The organism is Mesorhizobium sp. M8A.F.Ca.ET.208.01.1.1 (genome assembly GCF_004791315.1).
In the GTDB taxonomy this organism is placed as follows: domain Bacteria; phylum Pseudomonadota; class Alphaproteobacteria; order Rhizobiales; family Rhizobiaceae; genus Mesorhizobium.
Genome location: NZ_SRUT01000003.1, coordinates 297,848 through 318,181, shown reverse-complemented (window position 1 = coordinate 318,181; position 20,334 = coordinate 297,848). Strand labels below are relative to the sequence as shown.

Annotated in this window: 18 protein-coding genes; 8 read left to right on the top strand and 10 right to left on the bottom strand. The window is 65.7% G+C overall.

The features are described from left to right. The first annotated feature begins 60 nt into the window (after positions 1-60). The 7 genes from murQ to EN851_RS18230 all read left to right on the top strand — a co-directional run bounded on the left by murQ (position 61) and on the right by EN851_RS18230 (position 8,585). Complete coding sequence (gene murQ / locus EN851_RS18260; protein WP_135929755.1) at positions 61-984, top strand: N-acetylmuramic acid 6-phosphate etherase; 924 nt, start codon at positions 61-63, stop codon at positions 982-984. 170 nt (positions 985-1,154) lie between these two features. Continuing rightward, positions 1,155-2,669: an ABC transporter substrate-binding protein gene (locus tag EN851_RS18255; RefSeq protein ID WP_135929754.1), complete on the top strand. Its 1,515-nt coding sequence runs from the start codon at positions 1,155-1,157 to the stop codon at positions 2,667-2,669. Between the two features lie 34 nt (positions 2,670-2,703). Then, on the top strand, positions 2,704-3,663 hold the full coding sequence (locus EN851_RS18250) for an ABC transporter permease (protein ID WP_127870609.1): 960 nt from the start codon (positions 2,704-2,706) through the stop codon (positions 3,661-3,663). Then, entirely contained in the window at positions 3,663-4,502 is an 840-nt protein-coding gene (locus tag EN851_RS18245) for an ABC transporter permease (protein WP_135929753.1), read from the top strand. The genes EN851_RS18250 and EN851_RS18245 overlap by 1 nt, the downstream gene beginning before the upstream one ends. Next, positions 4,499-6,247: an ABC transporter ATP-binding protein gene (locus tag EN851_RS18240; RefSeq protein ID WP_135929752.1), complete on the top strand. Its 1,749-nt coding sequence runs from the start codon at positions 4,499-4,501 to the stop codon at positions 6,245-6,247. Before EN851_RS18245 ends, EN851_RS18240 begins: the two co-directional genes overlap by 4 nt. A gap of 208 nt (positions 6,248-6,455) precedes the next feature. Further along, complete coding sequence (locus EN851_RS18235) at positions 6,456-7,460, top strand: serine hydrolase (RefSeq protein WP_135929751.1); 1,005 nt, start codon at positions 6,456-6,458, stop codon at positions 7,458-7,460. 9 nt (positions 7,461-7,469) lie between these two features. Continuing rightward, positions 7,470-8,585, top strand: a complete 1,116-nt coding sequence (locus tag EN851_RS18230; protein ID WP_135929750.1) for an anhydro-N-acetylmuramic acid kinase — start codon at positions 7,470-7,472, stop codon at positions 8,583-8,585. Here EN851_RS18230 and EN851_RS18225 read toward each other — a convergent pair. From EN851_RS18225 to EN851_RS18215, 3 genes are read right to left on the bottom strand one after another with little or no spacing between them, the layout of a single operon-like run. Further along, the gene (locus EN851_RS18225; protein WP_135881630.1) at positions 8,582-9,010 is read right to left on the bottom strand and encodes a GNAT family N-acetyltransferase; all 429 of its coding nucleotides are present in this window, start codon (positions 9,008-9,010) and stop codon (positions 8,582-8,584) included. The two genes, EN851_RS18230 and EN851_RS18225, sit on opposite strands and share 4 nt — an antisense overlap. A gap of 29 nt (positions 9,011-9,039) precedes the next feature. Next, positions 9,040-10,392, bottom strand: coding sequence for a sigma-54 dependent transcriptional regulator (locus EN851_RS18220; protein ID WP_135929749.1), 1,353 nt, complete (start codon positions 10,390-10,392; stop codon positions 9,040-9,042). Further along, complete coding sequence (locus EN851_RS18215; RefSeq protein WP_135929882.1) at positions 10,389-12,206, bottom strand: sensor histidine kinase; 1,818 nt, start codon at positions 12,204-12,206, stop codon at positions 10,389-10,391. Before EN851_RS18215 ends, EN851_RS18220 begins: the two co-directional genes overlap by 4 nt. A 312-nt stretch (positions 12,207-12,518) precedes the next feature. On the opposite strand from EN851_RS18215, the gene EN851_RS18210 reads away from it, so the two are divergent. After that, a complete protein-coding gene (locus tag EN851_RS18210; RefSeq protein WP_127280707.1) occupies positions 12,519-13,847 on the top strand; it encodes a dicarboxylate/amino acid:cation symporter in 1,329 nt (442 codons plus the stop codon). A gap of 173 nt (positions 13,848-14,020) precedes the next feature. Here the strand turns inward: EN851_RS18210 and EN851_RS18205 are convergent, their stop codons facing one another. The 7 genes from EN851_RS18205 to EN851_RS18175 form a co-directional block, all read right to left on the bottom strand. After that, positions 14,021-15,043, bottom strand: a complete 1,023-nt coding sequence (locus tag EN851_RS18205) for an ROK family protein (protein WP_135865173.1) — start codon at positions 15,041-15,043, stop codon at positions 14,021-14,023. Continuing rightward, a complete protein-coding gene (locus tag EN851_RS18200; protein ID WP_135929748.1) occupies positions 15,040-15,762 on the bottom strand; it encodes a ribulose-phosphate 3-epimerase in 723 nt (240 codons plus the stop codon). Before EN851_RS18200 ends, EN851_RS18205 begins: the two co-directional genes overlap by 4 nt. Then, positions 15,759-16,589 carry an alpha/beta hydrolase gene (locus EN851_RS18195; RefSeq protein WP_135929747.1) on the bottom strand — a complete coding sequence of 277 codons (831 nt, stop codon included), beginning with the start codon at positions 16,587-16,589 and terminating at the stop codon, positions 15,759-15,761. The genes EN851_RS18200 and EN851_RS18195 overlap by 4 nt, the downstream gene beginning before the upstream one ends. Next, positions 16,589-17,407, bottom strand: a complete 819-nt coding sequence (locus EN851_RS18190) for a sugar phosphate isomerase/epimerase (protein ID WP_127870601.1) — start codon at positions 17,405-17,407, stop codon at positions 16,589-16,591. Before EN851_RS18190 ends, EN851_RS18195 begins: the two co-directional genes overlap by 1 nt. Continuing rightward, positions 17,407-18,483: a Gfo/Idh/MocA family oxidoreductase gene (locus tag EN851_RS18185; RefSeq protein WP_127870600.1), complete on the bottom strand. Its 1,077-nt coding sequence runs from the start codon at positions 18,481-18,483 to the stop codon at positions 17,407-17,409. Before EN851_RS18185 ends, EN851_RS18190 begins: the two co-directional genes overlap by 1 nt. Before the next feature lie 3 nt (positions 18,484-18,486). Continuing rightward, positions 18,487-19,308 (bottom strand): sugar phosphate isomerase/epimerase, encoded by an 822-nt coding sequence (locus tag EN851_RS18180; protein ID WP_135929746.1) that lies wholly within the window; start codon positions 19,306-19,308, stop codon positions 18,487-18,489. Between the two features lie 179 nt (positions 19,309-19,487). After that, positions 19,488-20,330, bottom strand: a complete 843-nt coding sequence (locus EN851_RS18175) for a carbohydrate ABC transporter permease (RefSeq protein ID WP_127870598.1) — start codon at positions 20,328-20,330, stop codon at positions 19,488-19,490. Between the last annotated feature and the right edge of the window lie 4 nt (positions 20,331-20,334).

Sequence of the window (20,334 nt, the reverse complement as noted above, 5' to 3'; positions counted from 1 at the left end):
ACGCGCTCCGCCCGTCGAGCGATGCCCGGCGCCGTGCAGCATGATTTTGAAAGCGCTGGAATGACCGAGCAAGGGTTGATGTCTGAGCTGGACCGGCTGGTTTCCGAAGGCCGGAACCCAAGGACCGTCGACATCGACCTGTTGCCGACCATCGACGTCCTGCGCAGGATCAATGACGAGGACAGGCTTGTCCCGGCGGCCGTCGAAAAGGTCATGCCGGAGATCGCCGCCGCGGTGGATCGCATCGTGCTCGCCTTCCAGAAAGGCGCGCGGCTTGTCTACATCGGCGCCGGCACCAGCGGCCGGCTTGGCGTCCTCGACGCTTCCGAATGCCCGCCGACCTTCGGCGTGCCCGAAGGCATGGTGGTCGGCTTGATCGCCGGTGGGTCCGACGCGCTGGTGCGCTCGCTGGAAGGCGCCGAAGATGACCCGAAGATGGGCGCCAAGGCCTTGCAGGACATCGGGCTCACACCCGATGACATGGTGGTCGGCATCGCGGTCAGCGGGCGCACGCCCTACGTGATCGGCGGCCTGACCTATGCCAAGCAGTTGGGCGCGGCGACGGTCGCGCTGTCCTGCAATCCGGCATCGACCATTGCCGGCATCGCCGACATCGCCATCTCGCCTGTCGTCGGCCCGGAGGTTCTCACCGGCTCGACGCGTCTGAAATCGGGCACCGCGCAGAAGCTGGTGCTCAACATGCTGACCACGGCCTCGATGATCCGCATCGGCAAGAGCTACCAGAATCTGATGGTCGACCTGAACCCGTCGAACCGGAAACTGGTCGCCCGGGCGATCAGGATCGTCATGCAGACGACCGGCTGCGCCGCGCCGCAGGCGCGACAGGCGCTCGACCGGACCGGCAATGACGTCAAGCTGGCGATCCTGGTGACCATTACCGGCCTCGACGTCGAAGCGGCGCGGGCCGCGCTGCTCAAGGCCGGAGGGTTCCTGCGAAAGGCGATCAGCGACGAAGCGGCCTGAGGCCGCCCGGGACATGACGGCTGAAAGCCGCTTTAGACATGACGGCAAGAAGCCGCATGGGACAAGACGGCGTCAAGCCGCATAGACTGGGCCGATACTCCAAAGCATGTGTGCCTTGGAAGCGGCCGACGGAAACTGCAAGGCATCGAGTTCAATAATGGGAGACGAGAATGGTTCATCTTACAAGAAGGCTGCTTTCGGGCATTACCCTTGCCGCGATGCTGGGCATCGCGACGGTTTCGACGCAGGCGGCGACGCTGCACATGGCCTGGTCGCAGGACGCCACCGGGCTTGATCCGCACAAGCAGACCGCGTTCTCGTCGCTGCGGCTTTTGGAGCTGATCTATGAACCGCTGGTGCGGGTCGATGCCAGCCTGCAGATCATCCCCGCCATCGCCACCTCCTGGGCGTTCTCCAAGGACGGCAAGGAGCTGACCTTCAAGCTCGATCCGAAGGCGAAGTTCCAGGACGGAACGGCCGTGACCCCCGCCGACGTCAAGGCCTCGTTCGAGCGCATCCTCGACGAGAAGACGGGTGCCGCCGCCCGCGCCAACTTCCTGTCTATCGCGAGCATCGACACGCCGGATGCGGCGACCGTAGTGTTCCATCTCTCGCAGCCCGACGTGCCGATCCTGACGGCGATGAGCGACGTCAACGCGGCCATCGTTCCGGCGACCGAGATCAAGGCCGGTTCGATCGGCACCAAGGCGGTCGGTTCCGGCCCGTTCAAGCTCGACAAATGGGACCCCAACGCCAAGGAAGTTCTGAGCGCCAACAAGGACTGGGCCGGGGGTGCTACCGGCGTCGACGGCATCGAGATCAGCGTACTGCCGGACGAAGCGGCGATCCTCGCCGCCATGCGTACCAAGCAAATCGATTTTGCCCTGCTCAATGATCCGCTCGTCGCCACGCTGGTGCCGAAAGAACCCACCCTGCAGCTCAACCGCGTGCCGGTGCTGGCCTATCACGTTCTGCAGCTCAATCCGTCGCGCAAGCCGATGACGGAGCTCAAGGTGCGCCAGGCGATCTCATGCGCCATCGACCGGCAGGAGGTGCTGGACACCGCTTCGCTCGGCGAAGGCAAAGTCACCGGGCCGCTGACCATCCCGGCGCTCGCCACCGATCCGACCCAGTTGTTCTGCTACAAGCGCGATGTCGAGAAGGCCAAGAAGCTGATGGCCGAGGCCGGCTTTGCCGACGGCTTTTCGGCGACCGTGATCGGCGCCACCGGCGAGCCGCCGACGGCGGCGGCGGAAGCCCAGGTCATCCAGTCGCAGCTCGCTGAAATCGGCGTCAAGCTCGACATCAAGATGATGGAGCTCAACGTCTATGTCGACGCCTGGCTGAAGGGCGATTTCGACATGGCGATCGCGCTCAATGGCGGCCGTGCCGACCCCTACACCATGTACAACCGCTACTGGACCAAGGCAGGCAACCTTCAGAAAGTAGCGAACTACATCGACGACACGCTCGACAGCCAGATGCAGCAGGGCCGCGCCGAGACCGACCCGGCCAAACGCAAGGCGATCTTCGCCGCGTTCGAGAAGCATCTCGCCGAGATGTCGCCCTGGATCTGGCTCTACACATCCTACAGCTATACGGCCCAGCAGAAGAACATCGCCGGGTTCGTGCCGACGCCGACCGGCACGCTGTTCAGCCTGAGCAAGGTTGCCATCCAGCAGTAGCCACCTCAGGCATTGGACGAGAGGACTTCTTCGCGTGGACTATCTCTTGCGACGGCTGGCGACGTTTCCTCTCGTCCTGCTTGGCGTGTCCATCCTGGTCTTCGTCGCGATCAGGATGGTGCCCGGCGATTCGATCACGGCGATGCTGGGCACCGAAGCCGGCCTGCTGACGCCGGCACAGCGGGATTCGCTCGCCGCCTATTTCGGCATCGACCAGCCCTGGTTCATCCAGTACTGGCGCTGGATCGGCGGCATCCTGCACGGTAATTTCGGCATCTCCGTCACCTATGGCAGGCCCGTTCTCGACGTTATCCTCGAGCGCTTTCCGCTGACGCTGGAGCTAGCTGTGCTCTCCATGATCATCGCGCTCCTGGTCGGCATGCCGGCAGGCATCTACGCCGCCACGCACAATGAAAAACCGTCCGATCTCGGGGTGCGCATCGTCGCCATGATCGGCCAGTCGACGCCGAGCTTCGTGCTTGGACTGCTGATCATCTACACGCTTTCGGCAGGCTTCGGCGTACTGCCGGCGATGGGCGAATTCGCGCCGCTCTGGCAGGATCCCTTGCGCAATCTCAGCCAGTTGATCCTGCCCGCCATCACGCTCGGCTTCGCCTTCGCGGCGTCCGTCACCCGCATAGCCCGTTCCGCCATGCTCGACGTGCTGAGCGACGATTATGTGCGAACCGCGCGCAGCAAGGGCGCCTCGGCGCGCAGCGTCATCTGGCGGCATGCCTTGCCCAACGCGCTGATCCCGGTGGTGACGCTGAGCGGCATCGAGTTCGGCTATCTGCTGGGAGGCGCGGTCATCGTCGAGCAGATCTATGCCCTGCCCGGCCTCGGACGCATGGTGCTCGACGCCATCCTGCAGCGCGACTACGCGCTGGTGCAGGGCAGCGTGCTGTTCATCGCCTTCAACTTCATGATCGTCAATCTCCTGGTCGACCTCGCCTATGTCGCGCTCGATCCACGCATCCGGCTTGGGGAACAGTGATGCGCATCCTGCGCGCCGTCTTCCGGCATGGCAGCGGCCGCATCGGCGGCGTCATCGTATGCGTCTATCTGCTGCTCGCCATCCTTGGCCTGTTCGGCCTGACGCCGCACAATCCGATCACGCAATACCGCATCGACCGGCTGCATGGGCCGAGCGCCGCCTACTGGATGGGCACCGACCTGTTCGGCCGCGACGTGGCCAGCCGCCTCATGGCGGGCATTGGCCAGTCCTTCACGGTCGCCTTCTTCTCGGTGGCCTTCGCCACCCTTGCCGGAACGGTTCTGGGGCTTGCCGCCGCCTGGCTCGGCCGCCGCTGGGACGGCGTGGTGATGCGGGTCATGGATGTGCTGCTGGCCTTCCCGGCGATCCTGCTGGCGCTGCTCATCGTTACCGTTGCCGGGCCGGGCACCTGGACCAGCGTGGTGGCCATCGGCATCGTCTACACGCCGATCTTCACGCGGGTGGTTCGCGGCCCCGCGCTGTCGCTCAAGACACGCGAGTTCGTCGATGCGGCGCGTACCTTCGGCAGCAGCTCGTCCTACATCGTGACGCGGCATCTGCTGCTCAACCTTGTGGCGCCCTTGACCGTGCAGGTGACGCTGGCGCTCGCCTGGGCGTTGCTGACGGAAGCCGGCTTGAGTTTCCTTGGCCTCGGCACGCAGCCGCCCGCCGCCTCGCTCGGCCTGATGCTGAGCGACAGTCGCAATTTGATGGAGACAGCGCCCTGGCTGATGATCTTCCCGGGCCTGGCGATCATGATCAGCATTCTGGGCTTCAACCTGCTGGGCGACGCCTTGCGCGACATTCTCGACCCGAAGATGCGAAGGGCGTTGGCATGACCCCGCTCCTCTCGGTTTTAGACCTGCGCGTCGGCTTCGGCCGCAATCCCCAGGCCAACGAAGTGGTGCGCGGCGTCAGTTTCGATGTCGCCGACGGCGAGACGCTGGCCATTGTCGGCGAGAGCGGCTCGGGCAAATCCGTCACCGCGCTGTCGATCAACCGGCTCGTCGACTTCGGCGGCGGCCGCATCACCGGCGGCTCGATGAAGCTGAAGCGGGCCGATGGGACCATCTTCGAGTTGGCGACCGCAACCGAGCCACAACTGACCGGCATTCGCGGCGCCGAAATCGGCATGATCTTCCAGGAACCGATGACGTCGCTCAACCCGGTGCTGACCATCGGCACGCAGATCGAGGAATCGTTCCGGCTGCATCGCGGGCTGACGGGCCGGCAAGCCACGGCGGCAGCCAGGGACGCGCTCGACCGCGTGCGCATTCCCGATGCCGCGCGACGGCTGAAATACACGCCCAACCAGCTGTCCGGCGGCATGCTGCAAAGGGTGATGATTGCCATTGCGCTCGCCTGCAATCCGCGCCTGCTGATCGCCGACGAGCCGACGACGGCGCTCGACGTGACGGTGCAGGCACAGATCATGGCGCTGCTGGCCGAGCTGAAGCGCGAAAGCGGCATGTCAATGATCTTCATCACCCACGATATCGGCCTGGTCGCCGGCATCGCCGACAAGGTGATGGTGATGCAGAACGGCCAGGCTGTCGAACACGGCGAACTGAACCAGATCCTCGACAGCCCCCAGCATCCCTACACGCAGCATCTGCTGCAGGACGTGCCGCATTTCGCCAGCGGTCGGTCCACGCGCGCGGACGGGCTGCGCGACAAGGGCGCGAACACGCAACCGGCCTTGAAGGTCGATGGGCTCGTGGTGCGGTTTCCGCTCAAGAGCAGTTTCTTCAGTCGCGCGACCGGCGCGGTGCATGCCGTCGACGGCGTCGACTTCGACCTCATGCAAGGCGAGACGCTGGCCATCGTCGGCGAGAGCGGCTCCGGCAAATCCACCACCGCCAAGGCGGTGCTGGGGTTGGTGCGATCGACGCGTGGCAGTTTCTCCGTCGCCAGCCGACTGGCGTCGGCGGAGCGCAGCGCCAAGCCCGTGCAGATGGTGTTCCAGAACCCGTATGCTTCGCTCAACCCGAGGCTCACCGTCGAGAGCATCCTGGCCGAACCGGTGATCGCCACCGGTGGGCGGGTGGATGCCCAAACACGGGCCAGGATGGCGAGCCTGCTCGAACGCGTCGGCCTGCCCAAGAACAGCCTCGAGCGCTATCCGCATGAATTCTCCGGCGGCCAGCGGCAAAGGCTGTGCATCGCCCGCGCGCTGATGCTCAACCCGTCCGTCGTCGTTCTCGATGAAGCGGTTTCGGCGCTCGATGTCTCGGTGCAGGCGAAGGTGCTGGAGCTGCTGGTCGACCTGCAGCGCGAGTTTGGGCTGGCTTATCTGTTCATCTCGCACGACATGGCCGTCGTCGAACGGATCGCGCACCGCATCGCCGTCATCTATGCCGGCCAGATCGTCGAGATCGGCGACGCGCAGTCCGTGCTGTCGCAGCCGCGGCATTCCTATACGAAGAAGCTGATATCAGCCGTTCCTGCGATCGATCGGCGGCACGAGCATTTCGAGATCGACACGCGTCAGGTGCCTTCGCTGGTCAGGCCGCAGGGATTTGAGCCGGCGCCGGCCAGATGGGAGCAGTTTGGGGCGGATCACAAAGTGAGGATGGAAACCTAGACATGTCAGCGGGACAGCGCCCCCCTCTGCCCTGCCGGGCATCTCCCCCTCTAGGGGGGAGATCGGATGACACATTGGCCTTCGCCAATCTTCAACGTCTGAGGGCTGGCGCCGCGCACGAACTGCCAATCTCCCCCCTAGAGGGGGAGATGTCCGGCAGGACAGAGGGGGGCGCCGTAGAGCGCTACTTCTCCGAAGGAGGCCGGCATTGAGCGACCTCGCCCAACTCTTCGATCGCGCATTCGCGCCGCTGGAAGCCGCGGTGGCCTCCAAGCGTATCCCTGGCGGTGTGCTCGGCATTGTCGACAGAGACGGCCACCGCATCGTCCGCGCAATCGGCTCGGCACAGCTCGTGCCCAAGGTCAGGCTGATGCGGGAAAACACCTGCTTCGACCTGGCGTCCCTGACCAAGGTGATCTTCACTACGCCACGCATCCTGGCGCTGGCGCAGGACGGCACCATCGATCTCGACGCGCCGCTGATCACCGTGCTTCCCGACCTTCGCCAGTATGACGCGAACGCCTGGGAGCGGAAGGTGACCTTCCGCCAGTGTCTCGGTCACCAGACGCCCTTCCCGGCGGTCGAGCCGATCTACACCTATGGACGCGACCCCGAACTGCTGCGCGCCTTCATCCTGCAGCGCGAATGGCGAGCCCGTGACCCCGTCTATTCAGACATCAACTTCATCCTGCTCGGCTTCGCGTTGGAGCGGCTGTCGGGCAAGAGCATCCGCGACCTGGAGGCCGGGCCGGGTTTTGCCTGGTTCGCGGAACCCGATGCCGCCGCCGCGACCGAGGACTGCACCTGGCGCCATCGCGTGCTCTGCGGCGAAGTGCATGACGACAATTGCTCGGCCCTGCAGGGCGCCGGTCATGCCGGCCTGTTCGGCACGGCCGCTTCGGTGCTCGATTTCGCGCAAGGGCTGGTGGACGGCACCGGCGCATCTGAGCGCTCGATCTCGCTGATGCGCACGCCCTTGTCGGCCACCCGCACCCATGGCTGGGAACGCCCTTATGAAGGGTGGTCCGGCGGTGCGCTGTGCAGCCCGGGGACGATCGGCCATACCGGCTTTACCGGCACCGGGCTGTGGATCGACTTCGACAGGGGCAAGGCCTGGACCTTGCTCACCAACCGCATTCATCCGACACGTCATTTCGACAGCGGCATCGTTTCGCTGCGGCAGACGGTCGGCGATCTCATCAACAGGGACTAGGAAGCGACCATGGAACCAATCTGGGCCGTCGGCCTGATGACCGGCACCGTACTTGACGGCAACATCGACGTGGCGCTGATCAAGACCGACGGCGAGCGGATCGACGATTTCGGCACCTACCGGCTGATGCCTTATCCCGCGTCCATCCGCTCCTTGCTGGAAGAGACGCTGACGGCGGCCAGGGCCTGGAATTTTGTCGGACCTGAACCGGCGATCTTCCGCAAGGCCGAAGAGGCGTTGACGCGCGCGCAGTCGGCAGCGGTCAAGGAATTGGTCGAGGGCCACGGCATGACGATGGCCGAGATCGGCGTCGTCGGCTTCCACGGCCAGACCGTGCTGCATCGGGCGCCGCAGGTCGGACGGCTCGGCCAGACCCGGCAGCTCGGCGATGGTGAGCTGATGCATGAGATATTGGGCACCAAGGTTGCCTATGATTTCCGCTCGGCCGACATGCGCGCCGGCGGGCAAGGCGCGCCACTGGCCGCGGCCTATCACACCGCGCTGATGCGCAGCGCCGGCGCCAGTGGCGAGGTGGCCGTGCTCAATCTCGGCGGCGTCGCCAACATCACCTGGTGGGACGGCGCCGACAATGTCATCGCCTTCGACACCGGCCCCGCCAACGCGCCGCTCAACGATTTCATCAAGTCGAAAGGGCTCGGCGAAATGGACCGCGACGGCGCGCTGGGCAGCGCGGGCAAGGTGGACGAAGCCCGGCTCGCCAGGCTGTTGCTTCATCCCTATCTGAGCAAGCCCTATCCGAAATCGCTGGATCGTTTCGACTTCGGCGCCGCCATGGCCGATGGCCTCGATGCCGAGGATGGTGCCGCCCTGCTCACCGCCTTCACGGCCGGCGCCGTAGGCAAGGCGCTCGACCTCCTGCCCAGCCGGCCGAGGAAGCTGGTGGTCAGTGGCGGCGGCCGCCACAACCCGACGATGATGGCGATGCTGGCCAGCCGCGCCGGCGTCGAGGTGGTGCTGGCCGAAAGCCTCGGCTGGAGTGGCGACGCAGTGGAGGCGGAGTGTTTTGCTTTTCTCGCGGTCCGCGTCCTGCGCGGTCTGCCGATCAGTTTCCCAAGCACCACCGGGGCGCCGCAGCCCATGCGCGGCGGTAAGCTCGCCGGCTAGGCGGGCGACAGCTTCTTCTGCAGGAAGATGCGGCTGCGGCCGACGGGGAAATCGGCAAGCGTGCCGAAAGGCTGGTAGCCTTGCCGTTGGTAGACCTTGTCGGCGTTCGGGTTGAAGGTGTCGATCAACGCGCCGTGGCAGCCGCGCGCCACGGCTTCCTGTTCGGCCGCCTCGAGCATCTGGCCAGCCATGTGCCGGCCGCGCAGCCTTTCATCGACCCACAGCCATTGCACATAGAGCCAGCCCCAGGCGGTATAGCCGGAGATCCCGGCGACGATCGCGCCATCCTCGTCGCGGACGAACACCGCCAGCGCCTTCCTCTGGGAAGCCCCGACATCGCTGTCGTTGAACGCCGTCAGGCGCTCGCCGAGAAAGGCGAGGTCTTCCGGTATGGGATTGGCGGTCGTCTCGAGCGTGGTGTTCATGGTTTTTCCGGTTTGCACGGTTGGAAGCATCAAGAGGGGCGGAAGTGGGATGCGGCGATGCCATAGCGCTTGAGCTTGTCGTAGAACGTCTTGCGCGGCACGCCGAGCGCGTCGATGGCGCCGCGCACGTCGCCGCCATGGTCGCGTAGCGCGTCGCGGATGAGCTGCGCCTCGTACTGCCCAACCCTTTCGGGCAGCGCGGCGGCAGGCCCCGGCCGCGCGGGGCTCGCGCCGGCCTCGTCATCGGGCCCAAGGCCGAGCGCGACACGATCGGCGAAATGCGCGAGTTCACGCACATTGCCCGGCCAGTCGTGCGACTGGAGATAATCGCTCACGGCGGCATTCACCTTGCCGACAGGCCGGCCGAAGCGTTCCGCGGCCTTGCCGAGGAAATGGCCGAACAGCATCGGGATATCGCCGCGCCGCTCGCGCAGGGGCGGGATGCGCAGCGTCACCACGTTGAGGCGGAAATAGAGGTCCTCGCGGAAATCGCCGCGTTGATCCGGCCGGCCGAGATCGACCTTGGTCGCCGCGACGACCCTGAGATCGAGGCGCCGTGTCTCGTTCGAGCCGAGCGGGGTGAGGCTGCGCGTTTCCAGCACCCGCAAGAGCTTGACCTGCAGGGCCGGCGGCATGGATTCGATCTCGTCGAGAAACAGCGTGCCGCCGCTGGAGTGCTCGACGCGGCCGATGCGTCGCCGCTGCGCGCCGGTGAACGCGCCGGCCTCGTGACCGAACAGTTCGCTCTCGATGACGGTCTCCGGCAGGGCGCCGCAGTTCAGCGCCACGAACGGCTTTGCACGGCGCCTGCCCCATCTGTGCAGGAGGTCGGCCACCACTTCCTTGCCGGTTCCCGTCTCGCCTTCCACCAGCACGTCGACATCCATGTCGGCGATCTGGCGCAAGGTCTCGCGCAATCGGCGGATGGCGGGCGCCTCGCCGATCAACGGCATACCGTCGGCGGCAAGTGCCGCGGCTTCGCGCAGCCGCCGGTTTTCCATCACCAGCCGCCGCTTCTCCGATGCCCGTTTCAGCGCCTCGACCAAGCGCTCCGCCGCATAGGGTTTCGGGATGAAATCGTAGACGCCATCCTTGAGCGCGGCGACCGCAAGATCGACATCGCCATGCCCGGTAACCAGGATCACCGGCAAGTCGGCGTCAACTGCCTTGACGCGGTCGAAGAGCTGCAGACCGTTCATGCCGGGCATGCGGATATCGCTGACCACCACGCCTTCGAAACTCTGGTCGACAACGCCGAGCGCCGCTTCGGCGGCCTTCAGTGCAATGACCGTGAAACCGGCAAGTTCGAGCAGTTGCGTGGTGGCATGCAGCAGGTCGGCATCGTCGTCGACGAGCGCCACCAGCCCTGATCCCTCGGTCATTCGATCCGCCTCAAGTCGATGGTGAAGGATGCGCCGCCGGCGGTGTCGGGGTCGAGCCGCAGCGTGCCGCCCAATTCCTGGGCGATCTCTTGCGAGATCACCAGGCCGAGCCCAAGCCCCTTCTCCTTGGTGGTCTGGAACGGCATGAACAGATTTCCGGCGGCTTCCGGCCCGAGGCCGGGACCATTGTCGCGCACCGAAATCAGCACCCGGTCGTCACGTTCGGCGAGGTCGATCTCGATGCGGGGATCGGGCCGGTCCTTCATGGCGTCCAGCGCGTTCTGCAACAGGTTGACGAGGATCTGCTCCAGCCGGATGCGGCTCGCCATCACCAATGGCGAGGCGGTGCCGCGCGGCTTGACGATGGTGACGCCGGAATCGCGGATGCGGCCGGACAGGAGCGACAGCGCACCTTCGATCGCCTCACGCACCGGCAGTGGCGATGCCGCGACGCCGGGCCGGCGGGCGAAACTGCGCAAGGTGCTGGTGATGGCGCCGATGCGTTCGGTCATCGAGACGATCGACGTCAGATTGCCGCTCGCCGGTTCGGTCTTGCCGGCGTCGAGAAAGCGGCCGGCATTCTCGGCATAGGTACGGATGGCGGCGACCGGCTGGTTGATTTCATGCGCGACGCCGGCGGCGATCTGGCCGAGGATGGAGAGCCTGTTGGCCTGGGCGAGATCGTCGCGGAGCCGGCGGACCTTGGCCTCGGCGTTTTCGCGCTCGGCGATTTCGCCGGCAAGCGCCGTATTCGATCGCGTCAATTCGGCCGTCCTTGTGCTGACCCGGCTCTCCAGCTCGATGTTCATGCGGGCCAGCGCCTCCTGCCGCAGCCGGCTTGTGCGGCGGCGCCGGGTGAGCACATAGGCAAGCAAGCCCGTCAACAACAGCCCGAGCAGCGTCGTCAGGCGCGCCGTGTTGGCGGCGGCGGTCAGGGCGGCATCGGCGGGCGTCAGCAACCATAGGCGCCAACCGGGGACGGCACCAGGCAAGTCCTGCACCACCTCGACGAACCGGCGCGATTTTCCAGCCTCCTCGATTGTCGCCAGGCCATCACCGGCGCCACGCCGTATCGGCAGCGGTTCGAAGGCTGCGTCCAACTGAAGCTGGGCATGCGCGGCGGCTGCATCCGCGGCGGAGAGCGGCGCCAGCGCATGGAACCGCCAGTCGGGCTGGCTGGTGGCCAGAACGATGCCGCGCTCGTCGGTGACGAAAACGCGAAAGCCGCTTGCGCGCCAATTGGCTTCGACACCGCCGAGTTCGACCTTCAGGACCGCGACGCCAAGCGGTTTGCCGGCATCGTCGACACGGCCGGCGAGGTAGAGTCCCGGCTTGCCGCTGATCGTGCCGAGGCCGTACTGACTGGCAGCGCCCTTGGCCATTGCATCGGTGAAATAGTGGCGAAAATTATAGTCGATGCCGACAAAGCTGTCCGGCTGGCCGGCATTGCTGGCCGATATCGCGATGCCCGCAGTGTCGATGACATAGATGGCCGAGGCCAATGCATCGCCGGCTATCGCCTTCAGCTTGGCGTCGAGAGCCGTTTCCTCGACCTTCCCGGCGCGGCGCAGCGCATCGCGCACCGCATCGTCGCGCGCCAGCACCAGCGGCACGAGACGCTGCTTTTCGATTTCGCCGGTCAAGGTTCCCGCCGCCAGGGGCAAGGCGGCCAGTGCCCCATCGCGCAGCTCGCCGGCCGCCTGGCCCGCGGCGATGCGGCCGGCAATGGCAACCGCGCCGGCCAGCACCGCGAGCGCGATTGCCGCAAGCAGCCAACGGCCATCACGCAGGCGCGCTACCGCTTCGCGCAACAGGTCGCGGCCGGCAAACCCAGGGGTTTCGCTATCGATGCGCTGTCGCGGCGTCGGCCCTCTCCCTTCCCTGCACGGCTTTGGCCCCCAGTCTAATGCGAAATTCCGCCAGGGCAAACAAGACGTGTGCGGAAATCCGCACACGTCTCCGTCGAAAGCGGGGGCAGGAACGGCCGAAACCCGGGGATTCCGGCCTTCCTCCGATTTGGCACGGCGCTTGCAAAAGTTCTTCCAGCGGCGGGCAACCGGAGCGCCGCGATGGGAGAAGTCACGCAGGACGGCGCATGTTCGTCCCTTCCGGCCAGGGAGAGTTCGATGCATATCGCAGACCAATCCGCCGCGCCCGCCGCGCAGCGCAAGCCCCTCTATGCCCAGCTTTACGTCCAGGTGCTGGTGGCGATCACCGTCGGCATCCTGCTTGGCCACTACTATCCGTCGATCGGGGAGAGCATGAAGCCACTCGGCGACGCCTTCATCAAGCTGGTCAAGATGATCATCGCGCCGGTCATCTTCCTGACGGTCGCAACCGGCATCGCCGGCATGAGCGACCTGCAGAAGGTCGGCCGCGTCGCCGGCAAGGCGATGCTTTACTTCCTCACCTTCTCGACGCTGGCGCTGATCATCGGCCTTGTCGTGGCCAATGTCGTGCAGCCGGGCGCCGGCTTCAACATCGACCCGGCGACGCTCGACGCGTCGACCGTCAACACCTACGCCGCCAAGGCACATGACCAGTCTGTCACCGGCTTCCTGATGAACATCATCCCCGGCACGATCGTCGGCGCCTTCGCCGATGGCGACATCCTGCAGGTGCTGTTCTTCTCGGTGCTGTTCGGCATCGCGCTGGCGCTGGTCGGCGACCGGGGTGCGCCGGTGCTCAACTTCCTGCAGGCACTGATGGCGCCGATGTTCAAGCTGGTCAGCGTGCTGATGAAGGCAGCCCCGATCGGCGCGTTCGGCGCCATGGCCTTCACCATCGGCAAATACGGCATCGGCTCGGTCATCAACCTCGCCATGCTGGTCGGCACTTTCTACGCGACCTCGTTCCTGTTCGTCTTCGTCGTGCTGGGTGCGGTCTGCCGCTACAACGGCTTCTCGATCCTGTCGCTCATCCGCTACATCAAGGAAGAGCTGCTGCTGGTGCTCGGAACATCGTCCTCGGAAGCCGCCCTGCCCTCGCTGATGGAGAAGATGGAAAAGGCCGGCGCCAAGCGCTCGGTGGTCGGGCTGGTCATCCCGACCGGCTATTCCTTCAATCTCGACGGCACCAACATCTACATGACGCTGGCGGCGCTGTTCATCGCCCAGGCGACGAACATCCATCTGTCGATATCGGACCAGATCCTGCTGCTGCTGGTGGCGATGCTGTCCTCGAAGGGTGCCGCCGGCATCACCGGGGCCGGCTTCATTACCCTTGCCGCAACGCTTTCGGTGGTTCCCTCCGTGCCGGTCGCCGGCATGGCGCTGATCCTCGGCGTCGACCGCTTCATGTCGGAATGCCGGGCGCTGACCAACTTCGTCGGCAATGCGGTGGCGACGCTGGTCGTGGCGCGCTGGGAAGGCGAGCTCGACGAAGCCAAGCTGGCCCGGGCACTGGCTGGCACGGCCGACGACAGCCTGCCGGCGGACATCGTTCCCGCCGAGTGATCCACGGCTTCATGCCAAGGACCATGGCCGCAAGCACGCCGCTTGCGGCCATTTTCATGTGTCATCGCTGTCAGACGGCTTTGCGCGGGAGTGGCAGGGCCTTGCCATCGGCAGCGAAAAGATCGCAGCGCGACGGATCGGCTTGCCGCGAGACAGGGCCGCGCAGCTTGAGCTCAGCCATTGAAGTCCCTCCTCCTCTCCGGATATGTGCTTGGGCCGGCAGGCATGGGAGCCGCCAATGTGCCGCCATCGTCGAACAGGACGAGGCTGGCCGCGCCGACCAGTCCGGCGTGGCGGCCGAGCTGGGCCTGGACCACCGGCACGTCGCGATAGGCGCGCATGGCGCGCTGGCGGATGGTCGCCCCGATGACGGGTGCCATCAGGTCGAGGCCATTGGCGATGCCACCGCCGACGACCAGCACATCGGGCGAATAGAGATGCAACAGGTTGGTGAAGCCGACGCCCAGCCAGCGAGCTTCCTCCTCGAGCAGCGCCACAGCGAGGTCGTCCTGCAGCCGTGCCGCCTCGACCACGTGGCGGCCGGTCACCTCGGCGTTTGCCGAGAGGCGGCGCAGCGTCGAGCCGTCCAGGGGCGACGTCGCCGCGTTGGCGCGGCGGCCGAGCGCTGTACCCGAGGCGATGGCCTCGAAGCAGCCGACGACGCCGCACACGCAGCGTTCGCCTTCGTTGGTAATGGTCATGTGGCCGATCTCGGCGGCAAGGCCGCGGCGGCCGTGCAGGATGCGGCCGTCGGCAACGACACCGCCGCCGATCCCGGTCGAGACGGTGACGAAGACCAGCGAGCGAGCGCCGTGGCCGGCGCCGAAACGCCATTCGCCGAGCGCTGCCGCATTGGCGTCGTTCTCCAGCCGTACCGGCAGGCCGAGCCGGCGCTCGAGTATGTCGGCCAGCGGCACGTCCTGCCAGCCGGCCAGCGTCGGCGGTCCGACGGCGATGCCGGCGAGCGGATCGAGCGGACCCGGCGCGCCGACGCCGACGCCTAGGATCGACAGTGCCGGCGCCTCGGCATGGATGGTCGCGGCCAGCGCCTCGATCTGGCCGATCACCACGTCGGGGCCGGCCTGCGCCTGCGTCGGCACCGCCGCGAAGGCCAGGATCTTGCCGTCACGGTCGACCAAAGCGGCACGAAGCTCCGTGCCGCCAAGATCGATCGCGAGGGCGGCTTCGATGTTCATGCCGCGACCTTCAAACCATGCAGCCAGCCGATGCGGCCGGCGAGATCCTTGTCGCCGAAAGCGAGCGAACCCAGAACCACCGTCTCGGCGCCGGCGGCGCGCAGCAACGGCACGGTTTCGTGGCGGATGCCGCCGTCGGCGGCGAGCACCACCGCCGCCTCGCGGCCGGCCTTTCGCAGGATGGCGCGTGCCTCACCCAGCCTGTCACAGGCTTTCTCCGACAGGCCCTGGCCCTTGACGCCGATCGCGGTGCCGAGAAGCGTTACGAAAGCGACCTCGGATACGAAAGGCGTCACCGCCTCGACCGGGGTCTCCAGCCTCAGCACGACGCCGGCCTCGGCGCCGAGTTCGCGCGCCAGCCGCACCGCGCGCAGGCCCGCCTCGCCGTTCTCGGCATGGACGCTGATCATGTCGGCGCCGGCCTCGATGAACTGACGCGTCTGTTCTTCGACGATTGCCCCATCGACCATCAGATGGACATGGATGGGCTTGGCCGTCAGCTTGGCAATGCGGGCGACGAGATCGGGGAAAAACAGGAAGGACGGCGCGAAATGGCCGTCCGCGACGTCGATGTGGTGCAGATCGACATAGGGTTCGATGCGTTTGAGGTCGCTCTCGAAATTGGCGAGATTGGCCGACCACGAGGAGAATTCGGCGATCAGACGGTCGCGCGGCAATGCGGCGATGGCGGCCGGGCCTGACAAAGGTTTCGAGATCATGACTGGTCCTGGTTGTTGAAATTTCTGTCGAAAAAACCGCCGATGGCGGCACGGATTTCGGCGAAGTGGCGATCCTTGTCAGTGGCCTTCGGTGTCACCTCGGTGAAGATCGCCTTGGGGATGGTCTCAGCGAGTTCGCGGGCGGTCGCCAGGGGATGGACGAGATCGATGCCGCTGCCGATGACGAGCGTGGGCATCGCAAGGCCGGCAGCTTCGGCTCGCGTCACGCCGGGTCCATCATTGGCGATCGCCTGCATCACCTCGGCAAAAACGGTCGCGTTTTCGCGCGCGAAGAAGCCGAGCAGCGAGGCGAGATTGTCCGGCGCCTCGTCTCGAAAGCGGGCAGCAGTCGCGGAGGAAGTGAAGGCCGCGCGTGCCTCGTCCACCGGAAGCCGGTTGATGAGTTGCGCCACTTCGACGTAAGGGCGCATGTTTTGCGGGGCCGCGTCGAAGGCCCAGGCGGGGCGCACCAGTACGAGGCCAGAGACGCGATCGGGATGCCGGGCCGCCAGGTGCAACGCAATCGCCGCTCCCATCGAGATGCCGCCGGCGACGAAACGCTCCATTCCGGCTGCGTCGGCCGCGTTCATTACATCATCGGCGAACATCGCGATCGAGAACGGACGCTTGCTGCCGGCACTGGCGCCGCCTTGCGCGCGGCATTCGACGGTCAGCCGCCGGCGCGAAGGGCTGTCGGGAAAGTTCAAAGCCACCTGGGCGGCATCGCCGCCGAGACCATGCTGGAAGACGATGGGAAGGCCCTGCCCCGTATCGAAGACAAGGAGCGCTGCATCGTCGCGCAGCATGATCGTCGGCGCCGCGCCCATCAGAGCAACCCTCGCAGGAAGGCGGCGACGCCGGCAGCCTCGTCGGCGGACAAGCCGTGCGTGACGAGCGCGCCATCGAAACCCACGCCCTTCAGCCGCGCGACGAAATCCGGGAAGTCGACAACGCCTTGCCCTGCGGTGGCAAAGCGTCCGTCACCGTGCCGGTCCTTGGCATGCGCCATGGCGATGTGGCCGGCGGCTTCATCGATCGCGGCGGCGACGATGGTGCGCGCCTCGTCCGGCGTCGCGTGCTCGAACAGGTTTGCCGGGTCGAGCACGATCTTCAGGTGCTTCGAGCCCATCTCGGCGATCAGGCGCATCGCATCACTCGCCGAAGTGACTATGTTGGCCTGCTCAGGCTCGATGCCGAGATCCACGCCTGCGGTCTCGGCCAGCGCCAGCGCCTTTTCCATCTCGGCGGCCATGTCGGACCAGGCGGCCGGTGTGGCGTTGTCGGGATGATATGCCCACTGGTCGGCTGCATTGCGCGAGCCGGTGCAGAGCGTGACCAACGGGATGGCAAGGGCGGCGGCAGTGTCGATGACCACCCCCAAGCGCCTCAAGCCCTCGTCGCGGACCGTCCTGTCGGGATGCGCCATGTTGTAGGTGCCCGACAGCGCGGCGAGCGAAACGCCTGACGACCGCACGGCGGCGCGGATGGCAGCGACGGCATCCGCCGGCACCGCATCCGGCATCGACGGCAGGCCGGCGCAGGCGAGATTGAACTGCGTCGTCTCATATCCGGCCTGCTTGACCGCGGCCAGCACGACGGCCGGGTCGGTGCCGGGAAAAGTCTTGGCGAAGATGCCGAGGCGCATCAGACGGCACCCGAAACCGAGGCGAGCTCAACCCGTTCGCCTGATACAACAGAGCGGGCAATGGCCACCATGGTGCGGATCGAGGCGATGCCGTCCTCGACATTGGCGCCGCGCATCGGCGCGCCAGTGAGCACGGTGTCGGCAAGGCCTTCGAGCTGGCGGCGGAAGAAATGGCCGTCGGCGCCGAGCGGTTTGCGCGAGGTCGCGTCCTTCTCATGGAAGATGTCCACCTCGCTGGCGCGGAAGTACCAGGGGTTGAAGGTCTTGGCGATGACCGAGCCATTCTCGCCATAGAGCTGGAAGCCCTCGTGCCAATCCATGCGCACGGCGACGGTCAGATCGAGATGGCCGAGCGCGCCGCTGGCGAATTCAGTCTCGACAAACCAGCAATAGGCGCCGAAGCGCTCGTTGAGGCGGGCGCGCACGGCGACGATGTCGCCACAGAGGAAGCGGGCCGTGTCGACCAGATGCGATCCGTGCGCCAGCATAAAATATTGCCTGAGATCGGCCTTGGGATTTCCCGCCGGCTTTTTCGCCAGCTTGCTGGTGACGGGCAGCGGCTGCACGGCATCGGTGTTGGTGTAGCGGTGGGTGGAATCGCAATACCAGGCCTTCAGCGCCAGCACCTCGCCCATCTCGTCGCGGACGAAGTCGCGCGCGGCCTCCAGCGCCGGGTCGAAGCGCTTCATGTGGCCGACCTGCAGCACCTTGCCGGAGCGCCTGACCGCCGCCGCCAGCGCCTCGCCTTCCTCCACCGAGGTGCCGATCGGCTTTTCGCAGAGAACATGCTTGCCGGCATCGAGCGCCTTGATCGACATCGGCACGTGATAGGCATCCGACGTAGCGACGATCACCGCTTCCAGCTCCGGATCGGCGAGCATGGCGTCATAGTCGGCATACATCTTCTGCGGTTCGTAGGTGGCGCCCATGCGGGCGAGCAGATCGGGGGCCGCGTCGCAGATGGCGTAGAGGTCGGCATTGCCGGCCTTGACGCAGGATTCCAGATGCGCGAACTGCGCGATCGGTCCGCAGCCGAGCACGCCGACCCTGAGGCGTCTGTCCTGTTTCTTGATCATCGCTCAGGCCCCGTAGCCGCGCATGGTCTGGCGGTTGGTCTTGACCGCCGCGGCCGGATCGGCGGCGGCCGTGTCGGATTCTTCTTCCAGCACCAGCCAGCCGTTGAAATGCGGCGCGGTACCGGCGATTTCGATGACTTGAGGTGTGTCGCAGACGCCTTCGCCCAGCATCGCCCAGGTGCCGCTGGCGTCGACGTCCTTGAGGTGGATGTAGCGGATGCGGTCACGGTAGGTGGTGAGCGTGTCGGCCATGTCCTTGTGGCCGCGCAGGATGTGACCGGTGTCCGGCACCCAGCCGACCAGGTCGGGATCGAGCAAGGCAAAAATCGCGTCGTAGTCGGCGCGGTCGAACAGCAGCGTGTTGTGGTGCGAACTGGGATGCACCGCCACCTGGACGCCAGCCTTGCGGCCGAGCTCGCCGGCCTTGTTGTATACCTCGGCGGCAATAGCGAATTTGTCGGCGCGCGGTCCGTCGGACACCACGGTCGCCGAGCCCATCGACACCAGCGCGCCGGGAAAGGCGGCGGCGAAATCGATCCAGCGCCTGGCGGTGTCGAGGTCGGCGCTGATCTGATCCTTGAGCGTAAAGCCGCTGCGTGAGCCGAAGGCGAAGGAGACGAGCGTCAGCCCGGACGACTTTAGGGCAGCGGCGAACTCGGCCGGCTTGCCGGCATAGCGGCCGATCATGGTGTCGGTGATCTCGATGCCTGCATAGCCGCCATCGGCGATCGCCTTCAACAGATCGTCGGGACCGCCGGTAAACCGGTCTCCCAGCATTTCCCAGGTGAAGGTCTGGCAGCCGACTTTGAGGTCTTTCACGTTCATCCTTTCATTCCTTGATACCGCTTACTCTCGATGCCGCCCCGCGATGATGTGGCGCTAGAAGAACAACACGAGTAGCGGAACGGTGATGACGGACGAGGCCGCGGCGATATCGCCTGCCAGCAGACAGGGTCCAATCATCGATTGCAATACGCGGGTCAGTTCTCCTGGGGATCGACATCTTATTTGACCGAGCCCGCGGTCATGCCGGCGAGGAAATACCTCTGGGCAACGAGGTAGATGAGCAAGAGCGGTAGCGAGCCGAGCACGCTCATCGCCATCATCTGGTTCCATTCGAAGGCGTGCTGCCCCATCAACAGCTGGATGCCGATCGGGACGGTGCGCATCGAGGTCGACTTGGTCAGCGTGAGCGCAAAGAGAAATTCGTTCCAGCACAGCAGGAAAGTGTAGACCGAGGTCGCCACGATACCGGGCAGCGAGATCGGGACGATCACCCGCCAGAGTGCGGTCCAACTGCTACCGCCGTCGACAGCCACCGCTTCATCGAGATCGCGGGGCAAGGTGTTCAGATATCCTGTCATCAAAAGGATCGCGTAGGGCAGCGTAAACACCAGGTAAGTCAGGATCAGCGCGACATAGGTGTCGAAGATGCCGTACGAGACGACAAGCCCGAAGAAAGGGATCAAAAGTGTGATCGGCGGGATCGTCTGCGTGCTGATGATGATTGTATTCAGGCTGCCCTTGCCGCGGAAGTTGAAGCGGCTGAACCCATAGGCCGCCAGCAAGGCGATCAGCACCGTCAGCACGGTCACCGCTCCCGCCACGAAGTAGCTGTTGAAGAAGAAGCGCAGCTTTACCGGGTCGCCAAGGATGGCGGCATACGCTTCCAGCGTGAAAGCCTTCGGCAGGATGGTTGGCGGCAGGGCAAAGATTTCGGTGTTCGACTTGAACGAGCTGCTCAGCATCCAGTAGATCGGGAAGGCCGCGAAGAACAGCCCTGCCGCAAGAGCGACATGCAGCGCGACGGTGATCAGCTTGTCTTTGCCAGAGTTTCGTTTCCTCATGGTG

Excerpts from the sequence above, each read along its gene's own strand:
- EN851_RS18210 (WP_127280707.1), top strand. The coding sequence starts at position 12,519 with ATGCATATCGCAGACCAATCCGCCGCGCCCGCCGCGCAGCGCAAGCCC.
- EN851_RS18175 (WP_127870598.1), bottom strand. The coding sequence starts at position 20,330 with ATGAGGAAACGAAACTCTGGCAAAGACAAGCTGATCACCGTCGCGCTG.
- EN851_RS18230 (WP_135929750.1), top strand. The coding sequence starts at position 7,470 with ATGGAACCAATCTGGGCCGTCGGCCTGATGACCGGCACCGTACTTGAC.
- EN851_RS18185 (WP_127870600.1), bottom strand. The coding sequence starts at position 18,483 with ATGATCAAGAAACAGGACAGACGCCTCAGGGTCGGCGTGCTCGGCTGC.
- EN851_RS18220 (WP_135929749.1), bottom strand. The coding sequence starts at position 10,392 with ATGACCGAGGGATCAGGGCTGGTGGCGCTCGTCGACGACGATGCCGAC.
- murQ (WP_135929755.1), top strand. The coding sequence starts at position 61 with ATGACCGAGCAAGGGTTGATGTCTGAGCTGGACCGGCTGGTTTCCGAA.
- EN851_RS18195 (WP_135929747.1), bottom strand. The coding sequence starts at position 16,589 with ATGGGCGCGGCGCCGACGATCATGCTGCGCGACGATGCAGCGCTCCTT.
- EN851_RS18225 (WP_135881630.1), bottom strand. The coding sequence starts at position 9,010 with ATGAACACCACGCTCGAGACGACCGCCAATCCCATACCGGAAGACCTC.
- EN851_RS18190 (WP_127870601.1), bottom strand. The coding sequence starts at position 17,407 with ATGCGCCTCGGCATCTTCGCCAAGACTTTTCCCGGCACCGACCCGGCC.
- EN851_RS18245 (WP_135929753.1), top strand. The coding sequence starts at position 3,663 with ATGCGCATCCTGCGCGCCGTCTTCCGGCATGGCAGCGGCCGCATCGGC.
- EN851_RS18180 (WP_135929746.1), bottom strand. The coding sequence starts at position 19,308 with ATGAACGTGAAAGACCTCAAAGTCGGCTGCCAGACCTTCACCTGGGAA.
- EN851_RS18200 (WP_135929748.1), bottom strand. The coding sequence starts at position 15,762 with ATGATCTCGAAACCTTTGTCAGGCCCGGCCGCCATCGCCGCATTGCCG.
- EN851_RS18255 (WP_135929754.1), top strand. The coding sequence starts at position 1,155 with ATGGTTCATCTTACAAGAAGGCTGCTTTCGGGCATTACCCTTGCCGCG.
- EN851_RS18205 (WP_135865173.1), bottom strand. The coding sequence starts at position 15,043 with ATGAACATCGAAGCCGCCCTCGCGATCGATCTTGGCGGCACGGAGCTT.
- EN851_RS18240 (WP_135929752.1), top strand. The coding sequence starts at position 4,499 with ATGACCCCGCTCCTCTCGGTTTTAGACCTGCGCGTCGGCTTCGGCCGC.